Genomic DNA, 17,399 nt, shown 5'->3' with positions numbered 1-17,399 from the left:
ACCGTCAGGCGGGTTCGGGGCGGGTGGTGGTCTCCTGCTGATAGACGTCCGGGATGTCGTCCTGGTTCGCGTCGATGTTCTCGGCCTCGTGGATCCGGCGGTAGGTGCGGTTACGCACCCGCAGGATGACCGTGGCGAGCAGGGCGGCGATCAGGGAGCCGGCCAGCACGGCCACCTTGACGTGCTCGTCGCGTTCGCTGTCGGGGCCGAAGGCCAGCTCCCCGATGAGCAGCGAGACCGTGAAACCGATGCCGCCCAGCACGGCCAGGCCGAACACGTCGATCCAGGCGAACCCCGAGTCCATCTTCGCCCGGGTGAACCGGGTGACGAGCCAGGTGGCGGCAGTGATGCCGACCGCCTTGCCCACGACCAGTCCGGCGATGATGCCGATGGCGACCGGGTCGGTCAGCGCGGTGCCCAGCCCGCTCAGCCCGCCGATCGTGACGCCGGCCGACATCAGCGCGAAGATCGGGACGGCGACGCCCGCGGACAGTGGCCGGAAGCGGTGCTCGAAGTGCTCGGCCAGGCCGGGGCCGGCCTCGGGGCCGCCGGCCTGGCGGCTGCGCACGACGGGGACGGCGAAGCCGAGAAGGACACCGGCCACGGTGGCGTGGATCCCGGACGCGTGCATCAACGTCCAGGTGGCGAAGGCCAGCGGCAGCAGCAGCCACCAGGAGCGGATCCGGCGTTGGACCAGGACGGTGAACAGGGCCAGCGGGACGAGCGTGCCGAGCAGGGGCAGCACGGACAGGCTGGAGGTGTAGAAGATCGCGATGATGACGATCGCGAGCAGGTCGTCGACGACGGCCAGGGTGAGCAGGAAGGTTCGCATCGCGTGGGGCAGGCAGCGGCCGATCACCGCGAGCACCGCGAGCGCGAACGCGATGTCGGTGGCGGTCGGGATGGCCCAGCCCCGGCCCGCGCCCGACTGCAGGTTGAACATCATGTAGATCACCGCGGGTGTGATCACCCCGCCGACCGCGGCCGCGATCGGCACCGCCGCCCGGCGCGGGTCCCGCAGATCACCGGCCACGAACTCACGTTTGAGCTCCAGCCCGGCGACGAAGAAGAAGATCGCCAGCAGGCCGTCGGCGGCCCACGTCGCCACGCTCAGGTTCAGATGCAGCCACTGCGGCCCGAACGTGAACGCGCGGAGCGCCTCGTACCCCGATGACCAGGGGGAGTTGGCCCAGATCAGGGCGATGACGGCGCCTGCGAGCAACAGGATGCCGCCGATGGTCTCCTTGCGGAGAATGTCGCCGATGCGGCGGGCCTCGAGCCACGAGCCACGGCCGAACAAGGGAGAGCCGTTCGGAGGGGCGGCCGTCATGAGTCTCCTATTTTCGGGGTCGGGTCGGACGTTGCCGACCAGACTTCCCGGCGCACCTGAAACTCACCCTACCTGCCGCCACCTTCCGGCGCTGCGTCATGACGTCACCGGTAGGCGACGATCACCGCGCTCTCGCCCGGCAACTCGACCCGATCGCGCTGCAACACGACGCCTTCGGCCGACGTGGCGAGCAGAACCTTCGAAGGCACGTCACGCAGGGAGACAGTCTGAGCAACCCCGGCCAGATTCACTGCCACCGCGATCTGCCCACGACGCATGACCAAATGCTGGTCGCCCTGCCACACCTCGACTTTGTCGAGCCAAGGATCCGTCAGTTCCGGGCGGCTGCGGCGCAGAGCGATCAGGCGCTTGTAGAGATCCAAGATCTCCGCGTGCTCCGGCTTGGACCTCTCGTCCCAGTCCAGTTTGGACCTCAGGAAGGTCTCCGGATCCTGCGGGTCGGGCACTTCGGCCTCGGCCCAGCCGTGCTCCGCGAACTCTCGTCTTCTTCCGTTCTGCACCGCCGCCGCCAGTTCGGGCTCGGGGTGGCTGGTGAAGAACTGCCACGGGCTGCTGGCCGCCCATTCCTCGCCCATGAACAGCATCGGCGTGAAGGGAGACGTCAGCAGCAGCGTTGCCCCGACCTTGAGCAGGCCCGGCGACAGCGTGGCCGAGATGCGGTCGCCGGTCGCCCGGTTGCCGATCTGGTCGTGGTCCTGCAGGAACGCCACGAAGCGGTGGCCGGGCGTCCGGGTGCGGTCGATCGGGCGGCCGTGCCGGCGGCCGCGGAAGCTCGACCAGGTGTTGGCGTGGAAGTAGGCACTCGTGAGCACCGTTTCCAGGCATTCCAGGCTGCCGAAGTCGCCGTAGTAGCCCTGTCGTTCGCCGGTCAGGGTGGCGTGCAGGGCGTGGTGGATGTCGTCGTCCCACTGGGCGTCGAGCCCGTAGCCGCCGGCCTCGCGGGGGGTGATCAGCCGGGGGTCGTTCAGGTCGGACTCGGCGATCAGGGACAGGGGGCGGTTGACGTGGGCCGACAGCGACTCGACCTCGACCGCCATCTGTTCGAGCAGGTGGATCGCGGAGTGGTCGGCCAGGGCGTGGACGGCGTCGAGCCGCAGGCCGTCGACGTGGTAGTCGCGCAGCCACATCAGGACGTTGTCGATGATGTAGCGGCGGACCTGTTCGGAGCCCGGACCGTCGAGGTTGACCGAGGAACCCCACGGGTTGGCGCCGGCCGCGCTCAGGTAGGGGGCGAACATGGGAGCGTAGGCGCCGCTGGGGCCGAAGTGGTTGTAGACGACGTCGAGCACCACGCCCAGGCCCTTGCCGTGCGCGGCGTCGACGAAGCGCTTCAGGCCGTCGGGGCCGCCGTACGCCTCGTGGGGCGCGAACCAGGCCACGCCGTCGTAGCCCCAGTTGTACTCGCCGTTGAACGAGTTGACCGGCAGCAGTTCGACCAGGTCGATGCCGAGCTCGACCAGGTGGTCGAGCCGGTCGACGGCCGCGTCGAAGGTGCCCTCGGCCGTGAACGTGCCGACGTGCATCTCGTACAGCACCGAGCCGGGGAGTTGCCGGCCCGTCCAGCTCTGGTCGCTCCATGGGAAGGCGGCGTGGTCGTAGACGCGGCTGGGGCCGTGCACACCCTGGGGCTGCCAGGGTGAGCGCGGGTCGGGGCGCTGCTCGCCGTCCAGCACGTACGCGTAGTCGGCGCCGGGGCCGGCCGACGGCACGTCGAGCCGCCACCACCCGTCGGCGCCGCGTTCCATCTCGTGCTCCTCGCCCTGAAGAGACAGCCGTACGGTCTTCTCCGGAGCCCACACCTCGAAGGACGTCATTTCTCTTTCACCAGGAGTGCGACGGGGTAGGTACGCAGGATCTCGGCCACCGGGAGGCGGTTCCCGCCATAGCTGGTATTGGTGAACACTTCCGTCCAGCTGTGGCCGTCGAGTGACACCGAGGTGTCGCCCCAGCCGCCGTGGCGTGACAATCCCACCGGCAGCCGCGTTGCGATCGTGACGGCGCCGCCGCGGTCGAAGGCCAGCACATGGTCACCGCACCGGCCCTCGCCGAAGACCGGGCGGTAGCCGCCGAACAGTTCGGGGCGCTGCCGGCGCAGCCGCAGGGCACGGCTGGTGACGAGCAGCTTGGCCGCGCCGGTCTCGTCGACCGGGGGCACCCAGCCGTCGTCGATGCGGGCCAGCAGTTCGCGACGGGCGGCGAAGTCGACCGGGCGGCGATTGTCCGGGTCGACCAGCGAGAAGTCCCACAACTCGGTGCCCTGATAGACGTCGGGGACGCCGGGCATGGTCAGCTGCACCAGCTTCTGGCCGAGCGAGTTGGACCAGCCGGGCGGCGTGATCGACGCCGCGAAGCCGGACACCTCACTGGTGAGGGCCGGGTCGTCGTAGATGCGGTCGACCATCGCGCGCAGGGCCGTCTCGAACTGCTCGTCCGGCTTGGTCCAGCTGGTGACGTTGGCGGCCTCCTTGGCGGCTTTCAACGCGTACGCCTGAAGCCGCTCGCGCGAGATCGGCCAGGCGCCCACCGCGGCCTGCCACACCAGGTGGGCCAGCGCCGGGTCGGACAGTGGAGCCGTACGCACCCAGCGGCGCGCCACCTCTGTCCAGTCGCCGGGCACCTCGGAGAGGACCGCGAGCCGCGCCCGCACGTCCTCGCTGCGCTTGGTGTCGTGGGTGGAGAGGGTGGTCATCGCGTCGGGCCAGCGGCGGCGGCGCTCGTCGTTGGCGTCGTGGAAGGCGTCGGTGGCGACCCCGAAGTCGGCCGGGTCGTTGCCCACCTCGTTGCGCGCGGTGAACCTGGTCCAGCGGTAGAAGGCGGTGTCTTCCACACCCTTGGCCATCACCGCGCCGGTGAACTGCTGGAACCGTGCCGCCAGCTCGTCGTCGGGGTTGCGCAGCCGGGCCGTGAGCTGATCGAGCACCGGGATCAGCGGGGGGCGCCGGCGGCCGGCCTCGGCCCGGGCCCGGGCCAGGTGGCGCGAGCCGAAGGGCAGGTAGGAGCGGTAGACCGGGAAGCACGCGGCCAGTTCGGCCAGGGCGCGCGGGGCGGCCTCGATCTCGGGCGCGAGCCGGGACATGCGGGCCAGCTCGGCGGCCAGCAGGGTGGTCGCGGCGTGCAGCTTGGTCTGGTGCACGAGGTCTTGCCAGGAGGTGTCGCCGCCGGTCAGGTGGTGTTGCAGGGTGTCGAAGAAGGCCTCGGTGCCGGTGTCGACGAAGACGCCGCCGACCTCGGCCAGCGCGTCGTAGCCGGTGGTGCCGGCGACCGGCCAGTCCGGCATCTCCTCGCCCGGTTCGAGGATCTTCTCGACCACCAGCCAGGTGTCGGGCGCGGCACGGTGGAGGCGTTCGAAGTAGGCGCCGGGGTCGCGCAGGCCGTCGGGGTGGTCGATGCGGATGCCCTGCACGAGGCCCTCGTTGACCCAGCGCAGGATCTCGGCGTGGGTGGCGTCGAAGACCTTGGGGTCCTCGACGCGCAGGCCGGCCAGGTCGACGATGGCGAAGAAGCGGCGGTAGTTGAGCTCGCTGTCGCCGCGGGTCCAGTTGACCAGCTCGTAGTGCTGCCGGTCGTGCACCTCGCGCGGGGTGCCCTCGCCCGTGCCGTCGGCGATCGGGAACCGCTTGTCGAAGTAGCGCAGCTCGCCGTCCTCGACGCGCAGGTCGTCGAGCGCCTCGGGCGAATCGGCCAGCGTCGGGATCAGCAGCCGGCCGCGCGACCAGTCGATGTCGTAGAAGTCGGCGAACTCCGACTCCCGTCCCCGGCGCAGCACGTCCCACCAGGTCGGATTGGCGGACGGCACCGCGACGCCGGCGTGGTTGGGAACGATGTCGACCACGAGCCCCAGGCCCGCGTTGGTGAGCGCGGCCGACAGCTCACGCAGGCCCTCGGCGCCGCCGAGCGCCGGATTGACCTGGGAGTGGTCGACCACGTCGTAGCCGTGTTCGGAGCCCGGAGTCGCGGTGAGCAGCGGCGCCGTGTAGAGGTGACTCACGCCCAGGTCGGCCAGGTAGTCGGCCAGCTCGGCGGTCGTCTTCAACGGGAACTCGGGGCGGACCTGGACTCGATACGTTCCAGTCGGGGGCATCAAACCGTCCTGTCCAACACGATGAGTGATCTGTCCGGTACCCAGAGCTTGTGACCGGCTTCGACGACCGACGGGCGATCCGGGGACGGCTCGGCGGTCTCGATGACCTTTTCCCACTTCTCGCCGTATTCCGCGGGCGGAGTGGCGAATTCGATGGGCGCGTCGTGCGCGTTGAAGAACAGCAGGAACGAGCTGTCGACGTGCCGCTGGCCGTACTGGCCGCGCTCGCGGATGCCCTCGCCGTTGACGAACAGCGCGACCGCCCGGCCGAAGTCGTTGCCCCAGTCGTCGCCGGCCATCTGGCGGCCGTCGGGGGTGAACCATTCCAGGTCGGGCAGGGGGTCGCCGCCACCACGGGCGGTCACCGGCAGACCGGTGAAGAAGCGCCGCCGCTGGAACACCTGGTGACGGTGGCGGAACGCGGTGAGCCGGCGGGTGAACTCGAGCAGTTGCTCGTCGGCGCCGCTCCAGTCGATCCAAGCGAGCTCGTTGTCCTGGCAGTAGGCGTTGTTGTTGCCCTGCTGGGTGCGGCCGAGCTCGTCGCCGTGCGAGATCATCGGCACGCCCTGCGACAGCATCAGCGTGGCCAGGAAGTTGCGCCGCTGCTTGGCCCGCAGCTCGAGCACCTTCGCGTCGTCGGTCGGCCCCTCGATGCCGCAGTTCCACGACCGGTTGTGGCTCTCGCCGTCCCGGTTCTCCTCCCCGTTGGCGTCGTTGTGCTTGTCGTTGTACGAGACCAGGTCGTTGAGCGTGAAGCCGTCGTGCGCGGTCACGAAGTTGATCGAGTGGAAGGGCTTGCGGCCGTCGTCCTGGTAGAGGTCGGCCGAGCCGGTGATCCGGGAGGCGAACTCCGCGAGCGTGGCCGGCTCGCCGCGCCAGAAGTCCCGTACGGTGTCGCGGTATTTGCCGTTCCATTCGGTCCAGTTGGGCGGGAAGTTGCCCACCTGGTAGCCGCCGGGCCCGACGTCCCACGGCTCGGCGATCAGCTTGACCTGGCCGACCACCGGGTCCTGCTGGACGACCTCGAAGAACGTGGAGAGCCGGTCGACGTCGTAGAACTCGCGGGCCAGCGTCGAGGCGAGGTCGAACCGGAAGCCGTCGACGTGCATCTCGGTGACCCAGTAGCGCAGCGAATCCATGATCAGCTGGAGGCTCTGCGGGCTGCGCACGTTGAGGCTGTTACCCGTGCCGGTGTAATCCATGTAGAACTGGGGCTGATCGTCCACCAGACGGTAGTAGGTCCGGTTGTCGATGCCCTTGAGGCTCATGGTGGGGCCCAGGTGGTTGCCCTCGGCGGTGTGGTTGTAGACGACGTCGAGAATCACCTCCATGCCCGCCTTGTGCAGGGCCTTGACCATGCCCCGGAACTCCTGGGTCTGCTGGCCGAGCGTGCCCGTCGACGAATAGCCGTGGTAGGGCGCGAAGAAGCCCAGCGTGTTGTAGCCCCAGTAGTTGCGCAGGCCCAGGTCGTGCAGGCGGTTGTCGTGCACGAACTGGTGTACCGGCATCAGCTCGACCGCGGTCACGCCGAGGCTCTTGAGGTGCTCGATGATCGCCGGGTGGCCGATCGCCGAGTACGAGCCGCGCATGTCCTTCGGGACCTCGGGGTGCCGCTCGGTCAGGCCCTTGACGTGGGTCTCGTAGATCACCGAGTGGTGGTAGGGGATGTCGGGCCGGCGGTCGTTGCCCCAGTCGAAGTAGGGGTTCACCACCACCCCCTTGGCCATGTAGGGGGCCGAGTCGAGATCCGACATCTGGTCGGGGCTCTCCATGTCGTACGCGTAGAGCGACGGGTGCCAGTCGATGTCGGCGTCGACCGCCCGCGCGTACGGGTCGAGCAGCAGCTTGTGCGGGTTGTAGCGCAGCCCGCGGGACGGGTCGTACGGCCCGTACATGCGGTAGCCGTAGCGCTGCCCCGGCTCGACCCCCGGGAGGTAGGCGTGCCAGACGAACGCGTCCTGCTCGTGCAGCTGGACCTTGCGCTCGTTGCCGGACGGGTCGAACAGGCACAGCTCGACCGCCTCGGCCCCCTCGGAGAAGATCGCGAAGTTCGTGCCCGTGCCGTCGTACGTGGCACCCAGCGGGTACCGGTGACCAGGCCAAACCTGCATGTCGTGCTCCCACCCCTCGACCGTCGGTGCTGTGCTGCGCACAGTCGGGTCACTACGGCCGGAGCCCATTTGCCCGGGCCGCCGCCGAAATAACCTCGGGGGTCATTCTCGCGGATGGCACTGACGACGTCCCCGCCGAGGGACAGCGTCACCGCGACGGGTTTGACTTTCCGCAAATTGAGCATAGATGCCGCGTGCCGATCACCCTCGGACCGCACGATTGCGGTTCCCCGGACCGCGAATGGCTGGTGACGGACGGTCTAGGCGGCTATGCCACCGGAACTGTCCCGGGCTTGCGGACCCGTCGCTACCACTCGCTGCTGACGCTCACCGACCCGGTGACAGCCGATCGGCGCCTGGCCCTGGCGGCCCTCGACCTCACCGTGACGCTCGCCACTGGCGCCAAGGTCCCGCTCTACACCCACGAGTGGGAATCCGGCGCCCGGGCTCCGCGGGGCGATCGCTACCTGGAGAGCTTCGCCCTGGTGGACGGCGTTCCCCGGTGGCGGTGGCGGATCGGCGACGTGGTGATCGAGCGCGAGGTCGCGATGCGTCACGGCCACCCCGGTGTCGCCGTGACCCACCGGGTCGTGTCGGCCGCGGAGCCGGTGAATCTGGCCGTCGCGGTCATGTGCACCTGGCGCGACGCGCACGACGAACGCCGGGCCGGCGACGGGCCGCTGCGGGTCGACCAGGTCGCCGGGGGTGTGATCGTCGAGAACGCGTACCGGGTCGCCGGGCCCGGCTGGCAGCCCGGCGGCGGCTGGCACCTCGGGGCGTACGCCCGGGAGGAGGCCGCCCGGGGCCTGCCCGCGATCGAGGACCTGTGGCACGCCGGCACGTACGTCGAACGGGTGGGCCCCGGCGACGTGCTGGAGATCACGGCGTGGGGCGGCGACCTCACCGTACGGCCGCCGGCCGCCACCGCGGTCGTCGCGGCGGCCCGGGCCCGGGCGCAGGAGCTGATGGCCGCGGCCAAGGCCGAAGGACCGGCCGAGACACTCGTGCTGGCCGCCGACACCTTCGTGGTGCGCGGCGCCGACGGGCCCGACGTGGTGGCCGGCTACCCGTGGTTCGGCAGCTATCTGGGCGACACCATGACCGCGTACGAGGGCCTGTTCCTCGACACCGGCCGGGCCGACGAGGGCCGCGAGCTGCTGCTGGCGCACACCCTGCGCGAGGCCGAGCAGATCGCCGAGCCCGGCGGCCCCTGGGCGCCGCGCAGCTCGCCGGACGCGCCGCTGTGGCTCGTGCACGCCATCGACCGGCACGTGCGCCGCACCGGGGACAGCGACCTCGCCGCGCGGCTGGTCGATCCGCTGGGCCGGCTGCTGCGCCGCCGCCTCGACGTCGACCCGGCCGACGGCCTGGTGCGTCTGAGCAACGCCACGAGCTGGATGAACGGCTGGACCGGGGACGGACCGGTCACCCCGCGCACGGGCAAGCCGGTCGAGATCAACGCGCTCTGGGTCAACGCCCTGGCCGCCCTGGCCGACCTGACCACGGAGGCCGGCCGCGACGACACCGAGGCTCGGGCCGCGCACGCCCGGGCCCGGGCCACGTTCCAGGCCCGCTTCCCCGCCCCCGAGGGCTGGCTGTACGACGTGATCGACGGCCCGGCGGCGACCTATCCGCTCGGCGCCGGGAGCCGGCACGACGATCCGTCGCTGCGGCCCAACCAGCTGTTCGCCTGGTCGCTGCCGCACGCGCCGCTGAGCGAGGGCCTCGACGCGCTGCACCGCATCGGCGCGGCGCTGCTGACCCCGCTCGGGCTGCGCACGCTCGCGCCCACCGAGTACGGCTACCAGGGCGAGCACCGCGGCGACCGGGACGAGCGCGACATCGCCTATCACCAGGGCACGGTCTGGCCGTGGCTGATCGGCCCGTACGCCGACGCCCGCACCGCCCTCGGCCTGGAAGTCGACGGCCTGTTCGCCGGCCTCGAGGCCCATCTGAGCGAGTGGGGCGCCGGTTCGGTCAGCGAGACCGCCGACGGTGACCCGCCGCACCGGGCCACCGGCAGTCCCTTCTCGGCGCGATCGGTCGCCGAGCTCCTCCGCGTGATCCGAAAGGCCGAGTCGTGACCCGCATCCTCATGCTGTCCTGGGAGTACCCGCCGCTGCTGGTGGGCGGCCTCGGGCGGCACGTGCACGCCCTGGCCACGACGCTGGCCGCCGCCGGCCACGACGTCACGGTGGTCACCCGGCACGCGCCGGGCGCGCTCCTCGAGGAGTACGCCGAGGGCGTCCGCGTCCTGCGCGCGGCCGACGACCCGGCCCGTTTCGAGGTGCGCGACGGCGATCTGCTCCCGTGGGCGCTGGCGTTCAACCACACGCTGACCCGGACCGCCCTGCGTGCCGCCCGCACCGGCGGCTACGACGTGGTCCACGCCCACGACTGGCTGGTCGCCCACGCCGCGATGACCGTGCGCGACCACCTCGACGTGCCGCTGGTGGCCACCGTCCACGCCACCGAGTCGGGCCGGCACCAGGGCTGGCTGCCGCACCCGCACAACCGCTCGATCGACGACGTCGAACGCTGGCTGGCCGGCGAGGCGTCGCGCACGATCGTCTGCTCGGACTACATGAGCGACGAGGTGCGACGGCTGTTCGACGTGCCGGCGGCCCGGGTCGACGTGGTGCCCAACGGCGTCGACGCGCTGGCCTGGAGCCCGCGACCGCGCGCGGTGGCCGCGGCCCGGCGCCGCTACGCGGGCGGGGACGGGCCGCTGATCAGCTTCGCCGGGCGGCTCGTCTACGAGAAGGGCGTGCAGCACCTGCTGGCGGCGGTGCCGGTCCTGCGCGAGCAGCACCCGGGGCTCCGCGTGGTCGTCGCCGGCGATGGCCCGTACAAGAAGGAACTCGAGGCTCTGACCACCGAGGGCGTCACGTTCGCCGGTTTCCTGGGCGGCCAGCACCTGACCGCGCTGATGGGCGCCTCCGACTGCTACGTCGTGCCCAGCATCTACGAGCCGTTCGGCATGGTGGCGCTGGAGGCGGCAGCCGCCGGGACCCCGGTCGCGGTCGCGGACACCGGCGGCCTGGCCGAGATCGTCGACCACGGCGTGACCGGTGTGAAGTTCCCGCCCGGCGACCCGGCTGCCCTGGCCGCGGCGGTCGGCTCGGTGCTGGCCGACCGGGAGCACGCCCGCGGGCTGGCCCGGCGGGCCCGGCGCCGGGTGCACGACGACTTCGCGTGGGCGGGCATCGCCGCCGCCACCGTCGCCACCTACGACCGGGCCCGCGACGAGGACGCCCGCCGGGTGACCCGCGAGGCCGAGAGCGTGCTGGCGACGGCGCCGGCCGCTCCCCGGGCGGCGCTGCCCGCACAGTGACGCATGTCCGAGCCACGGGTCATGCCTGGTCAGTCGCGGGACGTGCCCCTAGGATCTGCGGACATGGGCAAAGGCGTGCGCATCCAGGAGCTTCCGGGTCTCGGCACCCGTTACGATGTTGATCTTCACTCCAGCAGCGGCGAGCGCGTGTCGATCGTGGTGTCCCGGGACGGCAAGCGGCACCTCTACGTGTTCACCGCGGTCGGCGACGACCCGGCCGCGGTGCTGGAGCTGACCGAGGAGCAGGCCCGCAAGGTCGGCGCCGTGCTCGCCGGCACGTTCTTCTCGGACTGACCGCGTGCACGCAAATCTCATCGGGCTGGGCGCCCTGATCCTGGTGGCCGGCCTGCTCGCCCGTTTCGGGCGGCGGATGGGCCTGCCCACCGTGCCGTTCTTCATGCTCGCCGGCATCCTGCTCGGGCCCAGCACAGGCGGTCCGGTCGCCTTCGAGCACCCGGAAGACCTCGACATCCTGGCCCTGTTCGGCCTGGTCGTGCTGCTGTTCCACCTCGGCCTGGAGTTCCCGGTCGAACAGGTGCTGGGCAGCGGCAAGCGGCTCTACATCGCGGCCGGCGCCTATATCGGCATCAACATCAGCGCCGGGCTCGGGCTCGGCTTCGCGCTCGGCTGGGGCGCCAAGGAAGCGTTCGTGATCGCGGGCGCGGTCGGCATCTCGTCGTCCGCCATCGCCACCAAACTGCTGATCGAGATGCGCCGGCTGGCCAACGCCGAGACCCCGGTCATCCTCGGCATCATCGTCATCGAAGACCTGTTCCTGGCCCTCTACCTGGCCCTGCTCAGCCCGATCCTGTCCGGCGCGAGCTCGGCCGGCGAGCTGCTGCTGCGCATCGGCATCAGCTTCGGCTACCTGGCCGTGCTGTTCGGCGTGGCCCGCTGGGGCGCCAAGTGGATCGGCAAGGTGCTCGACAGCCGCGAGGACGAGCTGGTCGCGATCATCATGATCGGCCTCGTCGTGCTGGTGGCCGGCATCTCGGCCGAGATCGGCGTCTCGGACGCGATCGGCGCGCTGATGATCGGTCTGGTGGTGGCCCGCACGTCGATCCGCGAGCGGGCGGAACGCATCGCCGTTCCGCTGCGCGACGTGTTCGCCGCGATCTTCTTCATCGCGTTCGGCACCAGCATCGACGTCGGCGAGATCGGCTCGGTCGCCGTGCCGGTGCTCATCGCCGTCGGCATGACGGTAGTCACCAACGTCACCGCCGGTCTGATCACGGCCCGGCTGTTCGGGCTCAACCAGCGCGGCGCGGCCAACGTTGGCCTGACCGTGCTCGGCCGCGGCGAGTTCTCGCTGATCCTGGCCACCCTGGCCATCGGGGCCGGGCTCGACGAACGGGTCGGCCCGTTCATCGCGCTCTACGTGCTGATCCTGGCCGTGCTGGCGCCGATCCTGGCCGCCAACTCGAAATACCTGGCCCGGATCATCCCCGACCGGCTGCTGCACGACCGCTGGCGGTACGTGCGGGAAGAGACGATCAGCACCGCCTGCACCCACCTCGACCGAATCAACATCACCGAGACCGACGAGGACGAGTGCCAGGAATGCGTCGAGCTCGGCGACACCTGGGTGCAGCTGCGCATGTGCTTGACGTGCGGCCAGGTCGCCTGCTGCGACGACTCGAAGAACAAGCACGCCACGGCCCACTACGAGGACAGCCGGCACCCGCTGATCCGCTCGCTCCAGGAGGGCGACGGCTGGCAGTACTGCTACGACGACCAGACCCTCGTGCGCGAGCCCGCGGGATCGAGCCGTTCCTGAGCTGCGTGAACGCGGGCATAACCGGGGTCGCGTACGCCCTGCCGGCCCGGACCGAGCTGACCGACGACCTGCAGCAGCGGGTGGCGGGTGGCCTGCCGGTGCCGGCCGGGCTGTTCCGGCGTACGACGGGAATCCGGCAGCGGCAGGTCGCGGCCGACGACGAGTACGCCTCTGATCTGGCCATCGACGCCGCGACCAAGGTGCTGGCCGACACCGGCACCGACCCCCTCGACGTCGACCTGCTGCTGTTCGCCAGCGCGACGAGGGACATGACGGAGCCGGCCACCGCGCACGTCGTGCAGGCTGCGCTGGGCAGCCGGGGGCACGCGCTGGACGTGACGAACGCCTGCAACAGCTTCCTCAACGGCATCGACCTGGCCCGCTCGATGATCCTGGCCGGGCGGGCCGGCAAGGCGCTGGTGGTGACCGGCGAGACGCCGACCCGGGCCATGCGGCCGCGACTGCGCGGGCTGACCGAGGCCCGGACGGCGTTCGCGGGCTACACGTTCGGCGACGCGGGCGCGGCCGTGCTGGTCGAGCCGGTCACCGGCGGCGGCATCCTCGACGTGGACACCGAGACGCACTCCGAGCACTGGGCGGTGGGCGGCATCTTCGGCGGCGGCTCACGGCACCCGCGCAGCGAGGAGCACACCTATTTCAGCGGGGACGGCCGCCGGCTGCGCGAGGTCTTCGAACGGATCGGCGCCGGCCTGATCGAGCGGGTCTCGGTTCGTACCGGCCTCGGGTGGGACGACTACGCCAAGGTGCTCGTGCATCAGGTGACGCTTCCCTACCTGGAGAGGTTCGTCGCGGTCACCGGGGTGCCGCGCGACAAGCTCGAGGTGACGGTGGACGAGCTCGGCAACATGGCATCGGCCTCGATCGGGGTGCAGCTGGGCCGCGTACGCCCGGGACTGAACGCCGGCGACCGGGTGCTGATGGTCGGGCTCGGCGGTGGCGTCAGCCTCATGACGATGGTGTGGCAGGTCTCGTGACCGCCCCGCTCTGGGTGATCGTGCCCGCCTACAACGAGGCCGCCCGCCTCGGCGCCACCCTCGAGGCCCTGGCGGCGCAGACCGACACCGACTTCACGCTGCTGGTGGTCGACAACAACTCGACCGACGCCACCGGCGAGGTGGCCCGGCGATTCCGCGCCCCCTTCCCGGTCCACGTGATCGTCGAGCCCGAGAAGGGTGTGGGCTGCGCGGTCGACACGGGCTTCCGCCACGCGATCGCGGCCGGGGCCGAACACCTCGCCCGCACGGACGCCGACTCCCTGCCCGCCCCCGGCTGGGTCGCGGCGGCCCGCGTCGCCCTCGTGCGGAGCGGGGGCCTGGCGTGTGGGCGCATCACCGCCCGCAGCGACGAGCACGGGCCCTTCGGGCGGGCGTTCTTCAGCCTGCTGGTGACGCTGGCCGCGACCTTCGGGCGGGTGCGCCCGGCCCACCGCGGCGCCGAGTTCAAGGCGCCGTACCGCATGCACGCCGGCAACAACATGGCGATCACCGCTGCCCTGTACGAGGCGTGCGGCGGCATGCCGAGGCGGCCCTCCCCCACCGACCGCGCCTTCCTCAACCGGGTACGCCGCACCACTACGGCGATCGTGCACAGCCGGCACATGGTGGTGGCCAACTCCACCCGGCGGATCCGGGCGTACGGCGTCGTCGGCACCGCGAAGTGGTACCTCGACAAGGGCAGCGGCGCGCGCACGGCGGATCCTCGCTGATGCTCACCGAGCTGATCGCGAGCCTGCACGAGGACGACAACCGCCCGGCCCTGCCCGGCACCACCCGCGGCGACCTGGCCCGTCTGGTCCGCGGCTACGCGGTGGCGCTCGCGGCCGAGGGCCTGGTCGCCGGCGAGACGGTGGCTCTGGCCGTACGCCCGGGGGCGCGCTCGCTGGCGACGCTGCTCGCGGCGTACCACCTGGGTCTGCGCATCGCCGTGGTCGACCCGACGGCCGGGCCCGAGGTGGTGCTGGCCCGGCTGGCGCTGGCGTCGCCCCGCCTGGTGCTGGCCGACGCGGCGGCGCAGGCGGTGGCCGGATGGGCGGCGCCGCTGGCCCGGCGCGCGCACCTCGCCCTGCCCGACCTGAGCGCGATCGCGCCGGTCCGCACCATCGGACGCCGTCTCCCCGGTGCACAACCGGCTCTGTCGCCCCGCCGAGGCCGGCTTCCCGCCGCGTACGCCGGGGAGGGCGACGCCGTGGTCGTGTTCACCTCGGGCACGACCAGCCGGCCGCGCGCCGTCGTGCACACCCGGGCCTCGATCTCGGCCGGGATGACCGCGGTGCGCGACCTGGTGCGTCCCCAGCCCGGCTCGCCGGTGCTGGGCGGAACCTTCTTCGTGCTGCTGCCGTCGCTGGCCAGTGGGGCGCCGGTCGCCCTGCCGGCCCGCCGCGGGCTGCGACGGCAACTGCGTTCCCTGCAGCCACAGGCCGCCTATCTGACCCCGCCGCAGTTGCGGGCCGCGCTGGCAGACCGGTGCCGGTTCAGCGGGCGCGTCTACAGCGGGTCCGCCCCGGTCAGCGCCTCGCTGCTGGCCGCTGTGCGCCGGGCCGGGGCACGGGAAGCGTGGGGGGTCTACGCGCTGACCGAGGTCTTCCCGGCCGCGGCCGTCGAGTCGGCCACCAAGAGCGCCTACGACGGCGACGGCGATCTGGTCGGCTCGTTGCTGCCCGGCGTCGAGGCCCGGGTGTCCCCCTCGGGTGAGGTGCTGCTGGCCGGGCCCACCGCCGCCGACCGCTACCTGGGCGAGGAGCCGTTCTCGTGGGTGGCCACCGGCGACATCGGCCGGGTCGAGGGCCGCACGGTGACACTGGCCGGCCGGGCGAAGGACATGATCCTGCGCGGCGCCGAGAACATCTACCCCGGCCTGTACGAGCCGGCGCTGCACGTGCCCGGGGTCGAGCTCGCCCTGCTGGTCGGCGTGCCCGCCGAGGACGGCGACGAGCGCGTGGTGGCGGTCGTGCAGGCCGCCCCCGGCGCGGCCGAGAGCGACGTGCGCGAGGCCCTGCGCGAGCCGCTGGCCCGGATGGGCTCGGCCCGGCCCGACGCGGTGGTCTTCCGGCCGATCCCGTTGGCCGGCCGATCCCGCAAGCCCGACCGCGCCGCCACGGTCGCCGCGCTCGCCGTTCCCTCTCGCGGGGCCATTGTGCCCGAGCGGCATCCCGGCGGCGGGAAGTTGTCCACAGGTGACGTTCCGGGGGTGCCGCGGCAACGACGCTTATCCACAGACGAGCCGTCGGCCGACGAAAAATCGCGTACTGTCCGCTACCCAGGGTGGGCGGGGGAGGCGGCGGCTGCTTCCGAGGAACTGCAAGATCGTCGTGAGGCGGGCGAGTGAGCGGCGGCTCGGCCCGGGGGCGGGATCGGCGGGTCTATCTGCGGAGCCATCCGGTGTTGTTCGCGCTGCTGGCGGCCACTCGGCGGTGGCCGGCGCTGCGGCTGGGCGGCACGGTGCTGGTGCACGAGCGTGAGGCGTTCCGGGCGGCTTTGACCCGGGTGCCGCTCGATCGGACGGCGGCGGGCACCACCGGGGGCGCGGCGGGAGAACTGGGTGGTGCCGGGGCACTGTTCGACCAGCAGGGGGACGAGCATCGGGATGCCCGGCGGGAGACTGCGGCCATGCTGGGAACGGCCGCGGTCGCGAAGCTGCGGCCGGTGTGGGCCAAGCTGCTCGACGACCGGCTTCCGGTGCTCGGGGCCGGGGGCACTGTCGACCTCGTGCCGCTGACAGCCGAGATCGCGGGGGCCACGGCGGCGGCGCTGCTCGAACTCGACGTCGATCCGGTGCGGCTCGCGGACGTGGCCCGGTCTTCGGCGGCCGCGGCGGCCCGGGCGCATCTGCCGGGGCTGGGTGGGCGGCGGGCCCAGCGCTCGGCGTCCCGCGCGGCCGACCAGCTGCTCGACCTCGTCGCCCCACACGGCTCGGACTCGGAGTCAGGCTCGGCCTGGCAGTCGGGCGCGGGCTCAGGCTCGGAATCGGGCTCGGACTCGAAGCCGGGCGCGGGCGCGGGCTCGAAGCCGGGCTCGGACGCAGGCGCGGGCTCGGACGCGGGCTCGGACCCGGGCGCGGGCTCGGACCCGGGCACGGGCTCGGACCCGGGCTCGGACCCGGGCGCGGGCTCGGACCCGGGCTCGGGCGCGGGCTCGGACCCGGGCTCGGTGGAGGCTGCCTTCGGTTGCGCGCGGGATTCGGCCGTGCGGCCCGCTGACGCGGGGTTGAACGCGATGCTCGCGGTGGCGGCGATCAACACCACGGTGGCTGCGCTGCCCCGGGCGGTGGCCTGGGTCTGCGACGACCGGCTGTGGGAGCACGCGGAGAGCCCCGTGCTCGTAGACGAACTGTTCCGGGTCGTTGCGCCGACTCCTCTGCTGCCGCGGGTGGCGGCGACGGACGCGGAGGTGGGTGGTTGCCCGGTGAAGTCGGGCGATCGGCTGCTGCTGATCGCGCGGCACGCGGCCGACGCCCACCGGCGGGATCCCAGCGTGGACGACCCGGCTCCGGCCCGTACGGCTCAGCTCGTCTTCGGCGTCGGGTCGCACGCCTGCCCGGGAGCCGGACTGGCCCGCGCCCAACTTGCCGACCTGCTGGCCGCGCTGGCGCCCTACCGGCCGGTGGTCGTGCGGGCCCGCGCCGATGGCCGGGCCGCGCTGCCGGGCTGGCGTTCGCTGATCGTCCGGGGCACATCATGAGCAGCGCCGCGAACAACCACCGGCACAGCATGAGCGCCGCGAACAACC

The 17,399-nt window shown here is 72.1% G+C and carries 12 protein-coding genes; 8 read left to right on the top strand and 4 right to left on the bottom strand.

Going from position 1 to position 17,399, the window contains the following annotated elements; genetic code table 11:
* Nucleotides 1–4: 4 nt before the first annotated feature.
* The 4 genes from nhaA to glgX form a co-directional block, all read right to left on the bottom strand.
* Nucleotides 5–1,330: a Na+/H+ antiporter NhaA gene (nhaA, locus tag KXC43_RS21340; protein WP_221377879.1), complete on the bottom strand. Its 1,326-nt coding sequence runs from the start codon at nt 1,328–1,330 to the stop codon at nt 5–7.
* Between the two features lie 104 nt (nt 1,331–1,434).
* On the bottom strand, nt 1,435–3,165 hold the full coding sequence (gene treZ / locus KXC43_RS21335) for a malto-oligosyltrehalose trehalohydrolase (RefSeq protein WP_221377878.1): 1,731 nt from the start codon (nt 3,163–3,165) through the stop codon (nt 1,435–1,437).
* A complete protein-coding gene (gene treY, locus KXC43_RS21330; protein WP_221377877.1) occupies nt 3,162–5,432 on the bottom strand; it encodes a malto-oligosyltrehalose synthase in 2,271 nt (756 codons plus the stop codon). The genes treZ and treY overlap by 4 nt, the downstream gene beginning before the upstream one ends.
* Nucleotides 5,432–7,543: a glycogen debranching protein GlgX gene (gene glgX, locus KXC43_RS21325; RefSeq protein WP_221377876.1), complete on the bottom strand. Its 2,112-nt coding sequence runs from the start codon at nt 7,541–7,543 to the stop codon at nt 5,432–5,434. The genes treY and glgX overlap by 1 nt, the downstream gene beginning before the upstream one ends.
* Nucleotides 7,544–7,791: 248 nt before the next feature.
* On the opposite strand from glgX, the gene KXC43_RS21320 reads away from it, so the two are divergent.
* The 8 genes from KXC43_RS21320 (at nt 7,792) to KXC43_RS21285 (ending at nt 17,351) form a co-directional block, all read left to right on the top strand.
* Nucleotides 7,792–9,627 (top strand): amylo-alpha-1,6-glucosidase, encoded by a 1,836-nt coding sequence (locus KXC43_RS21320; protein WP_308129182.1) that lies wholly within the window; start codon nt 7,792–7,794, stop codon nt 9,625–9,627.
* The gene (locus tag KXC43_RS21315; RefSeq protein WP_438870906.1) at nt 9,624–10,877 is read left to right on the top strand and encodes a glycosyltransferase family 4 protein; all 1,254 of its coding nucleotides are present in this window, start codon (nt 9,624–9,626) and stop codon (nt 10,875–10,877) included. The genes KXC43_RS21320 and KXC43_RS21315 overlap by 4 nt, the downstream gene beginning before the upstream one ends.
* Nucleotides 10,878–10,940: 63 nt before the next feature.
* Nucleotides 10,941–11,171 carry a cation:proton antiporter regulatory subunit gene (locus tag KXC43_RS21310; RefSeq protein WP_221377874.1) on the top strand — a complete coding sequence of 77 codons (231 nt, stop codon included), beginning with the start codon at nt 10,941–10,943 and terminating at the stop codon, nt 11,169–11,171.
* Between the two features lie 4 nt (nt 11,172–11,175).
* Nucleotides 11,176–12,654, top strand: coding sequence for a cation:proton antiporter domain-containing protein (locus tag KXC43_RS21305; RefSeq protein ID WP_221377873.1), 1,479 nt, complete (start codon nt 11,176–11,178; stop codon nt 12,652–12,654).
* Between the two features lie 5 nt (nt 12,655–12,659).
* The gene (locus KXC43_RS21300) at nt 12,660–13,649 is read left to right on the top strand and encodes a 3-oxoacyl-ACP synthase III family protein (protein WP_221377872.1); all 990 of its coding nucleotides are present in this window, start codon (nt 12,660–12,662) and stop codon (nt 13,647–13,649) included.
* Nucleotides 13,646–14,380: a glycosyltransferase family 2 protein gene (locus KXC43_RS21295; RefSeq protein WP_221377871.1), complete on the top strand. Its 735-nt coding sequence runs from the start codon at nt 13,646–13,648 to the stop codon at nt 14,378–14,380. The genes KXC43_RS21300 and KXC43_RS21295 overlap by 4 nt, the downstream gene beginning before the upstream one ends.
* A complete protein-coding gene (locus KXC43_RS21290; RefSeq protein ID WP_221377870.1) occupies nt 14,380–15,999 on the top strand; it encodes a class I adenylate-forming enzyme family protein in 1,620 nt (539 codons plus the stop codon). Before KXC43_RS21295 ends, KXC43_RS21290 begins: the two co-directional genes overlap by 1 nt.
* Nucleotides 15,996–17,351: a cytochrome P450 family protein gene (locus tag KXC43_RS21285; RefSeq protein ID WP_221377869.1), complete on the top strand. Its 1,356-nt coding sequence runs from the start codon at nt 15,996–15,998 to the stop codon at nt 17,349–17,351. The genes KXC43_RS21290 and KXC43_RS21285 overlap by 4 nt, the downstream gene beginning before the upstream one ends.
* Nucleotides 17,352–17,399 lie beyond the last annotated feature (48 nt).

Source organism: Paractinoplanes polyasparticus (assembly GCF_019710575.1).
Lineage (GTDB): Bacteria > Actinomycetota > Actinomycetes > Mycobacteriales > Micromonosporaceae > Actinoplanes > Actinoplanes polyasparticus.
The sequence above is the reverse complement of the archived record's forward strand: the minus strand, read 5'-3'. Positions and strand labels throughout refer to the sequence as shown.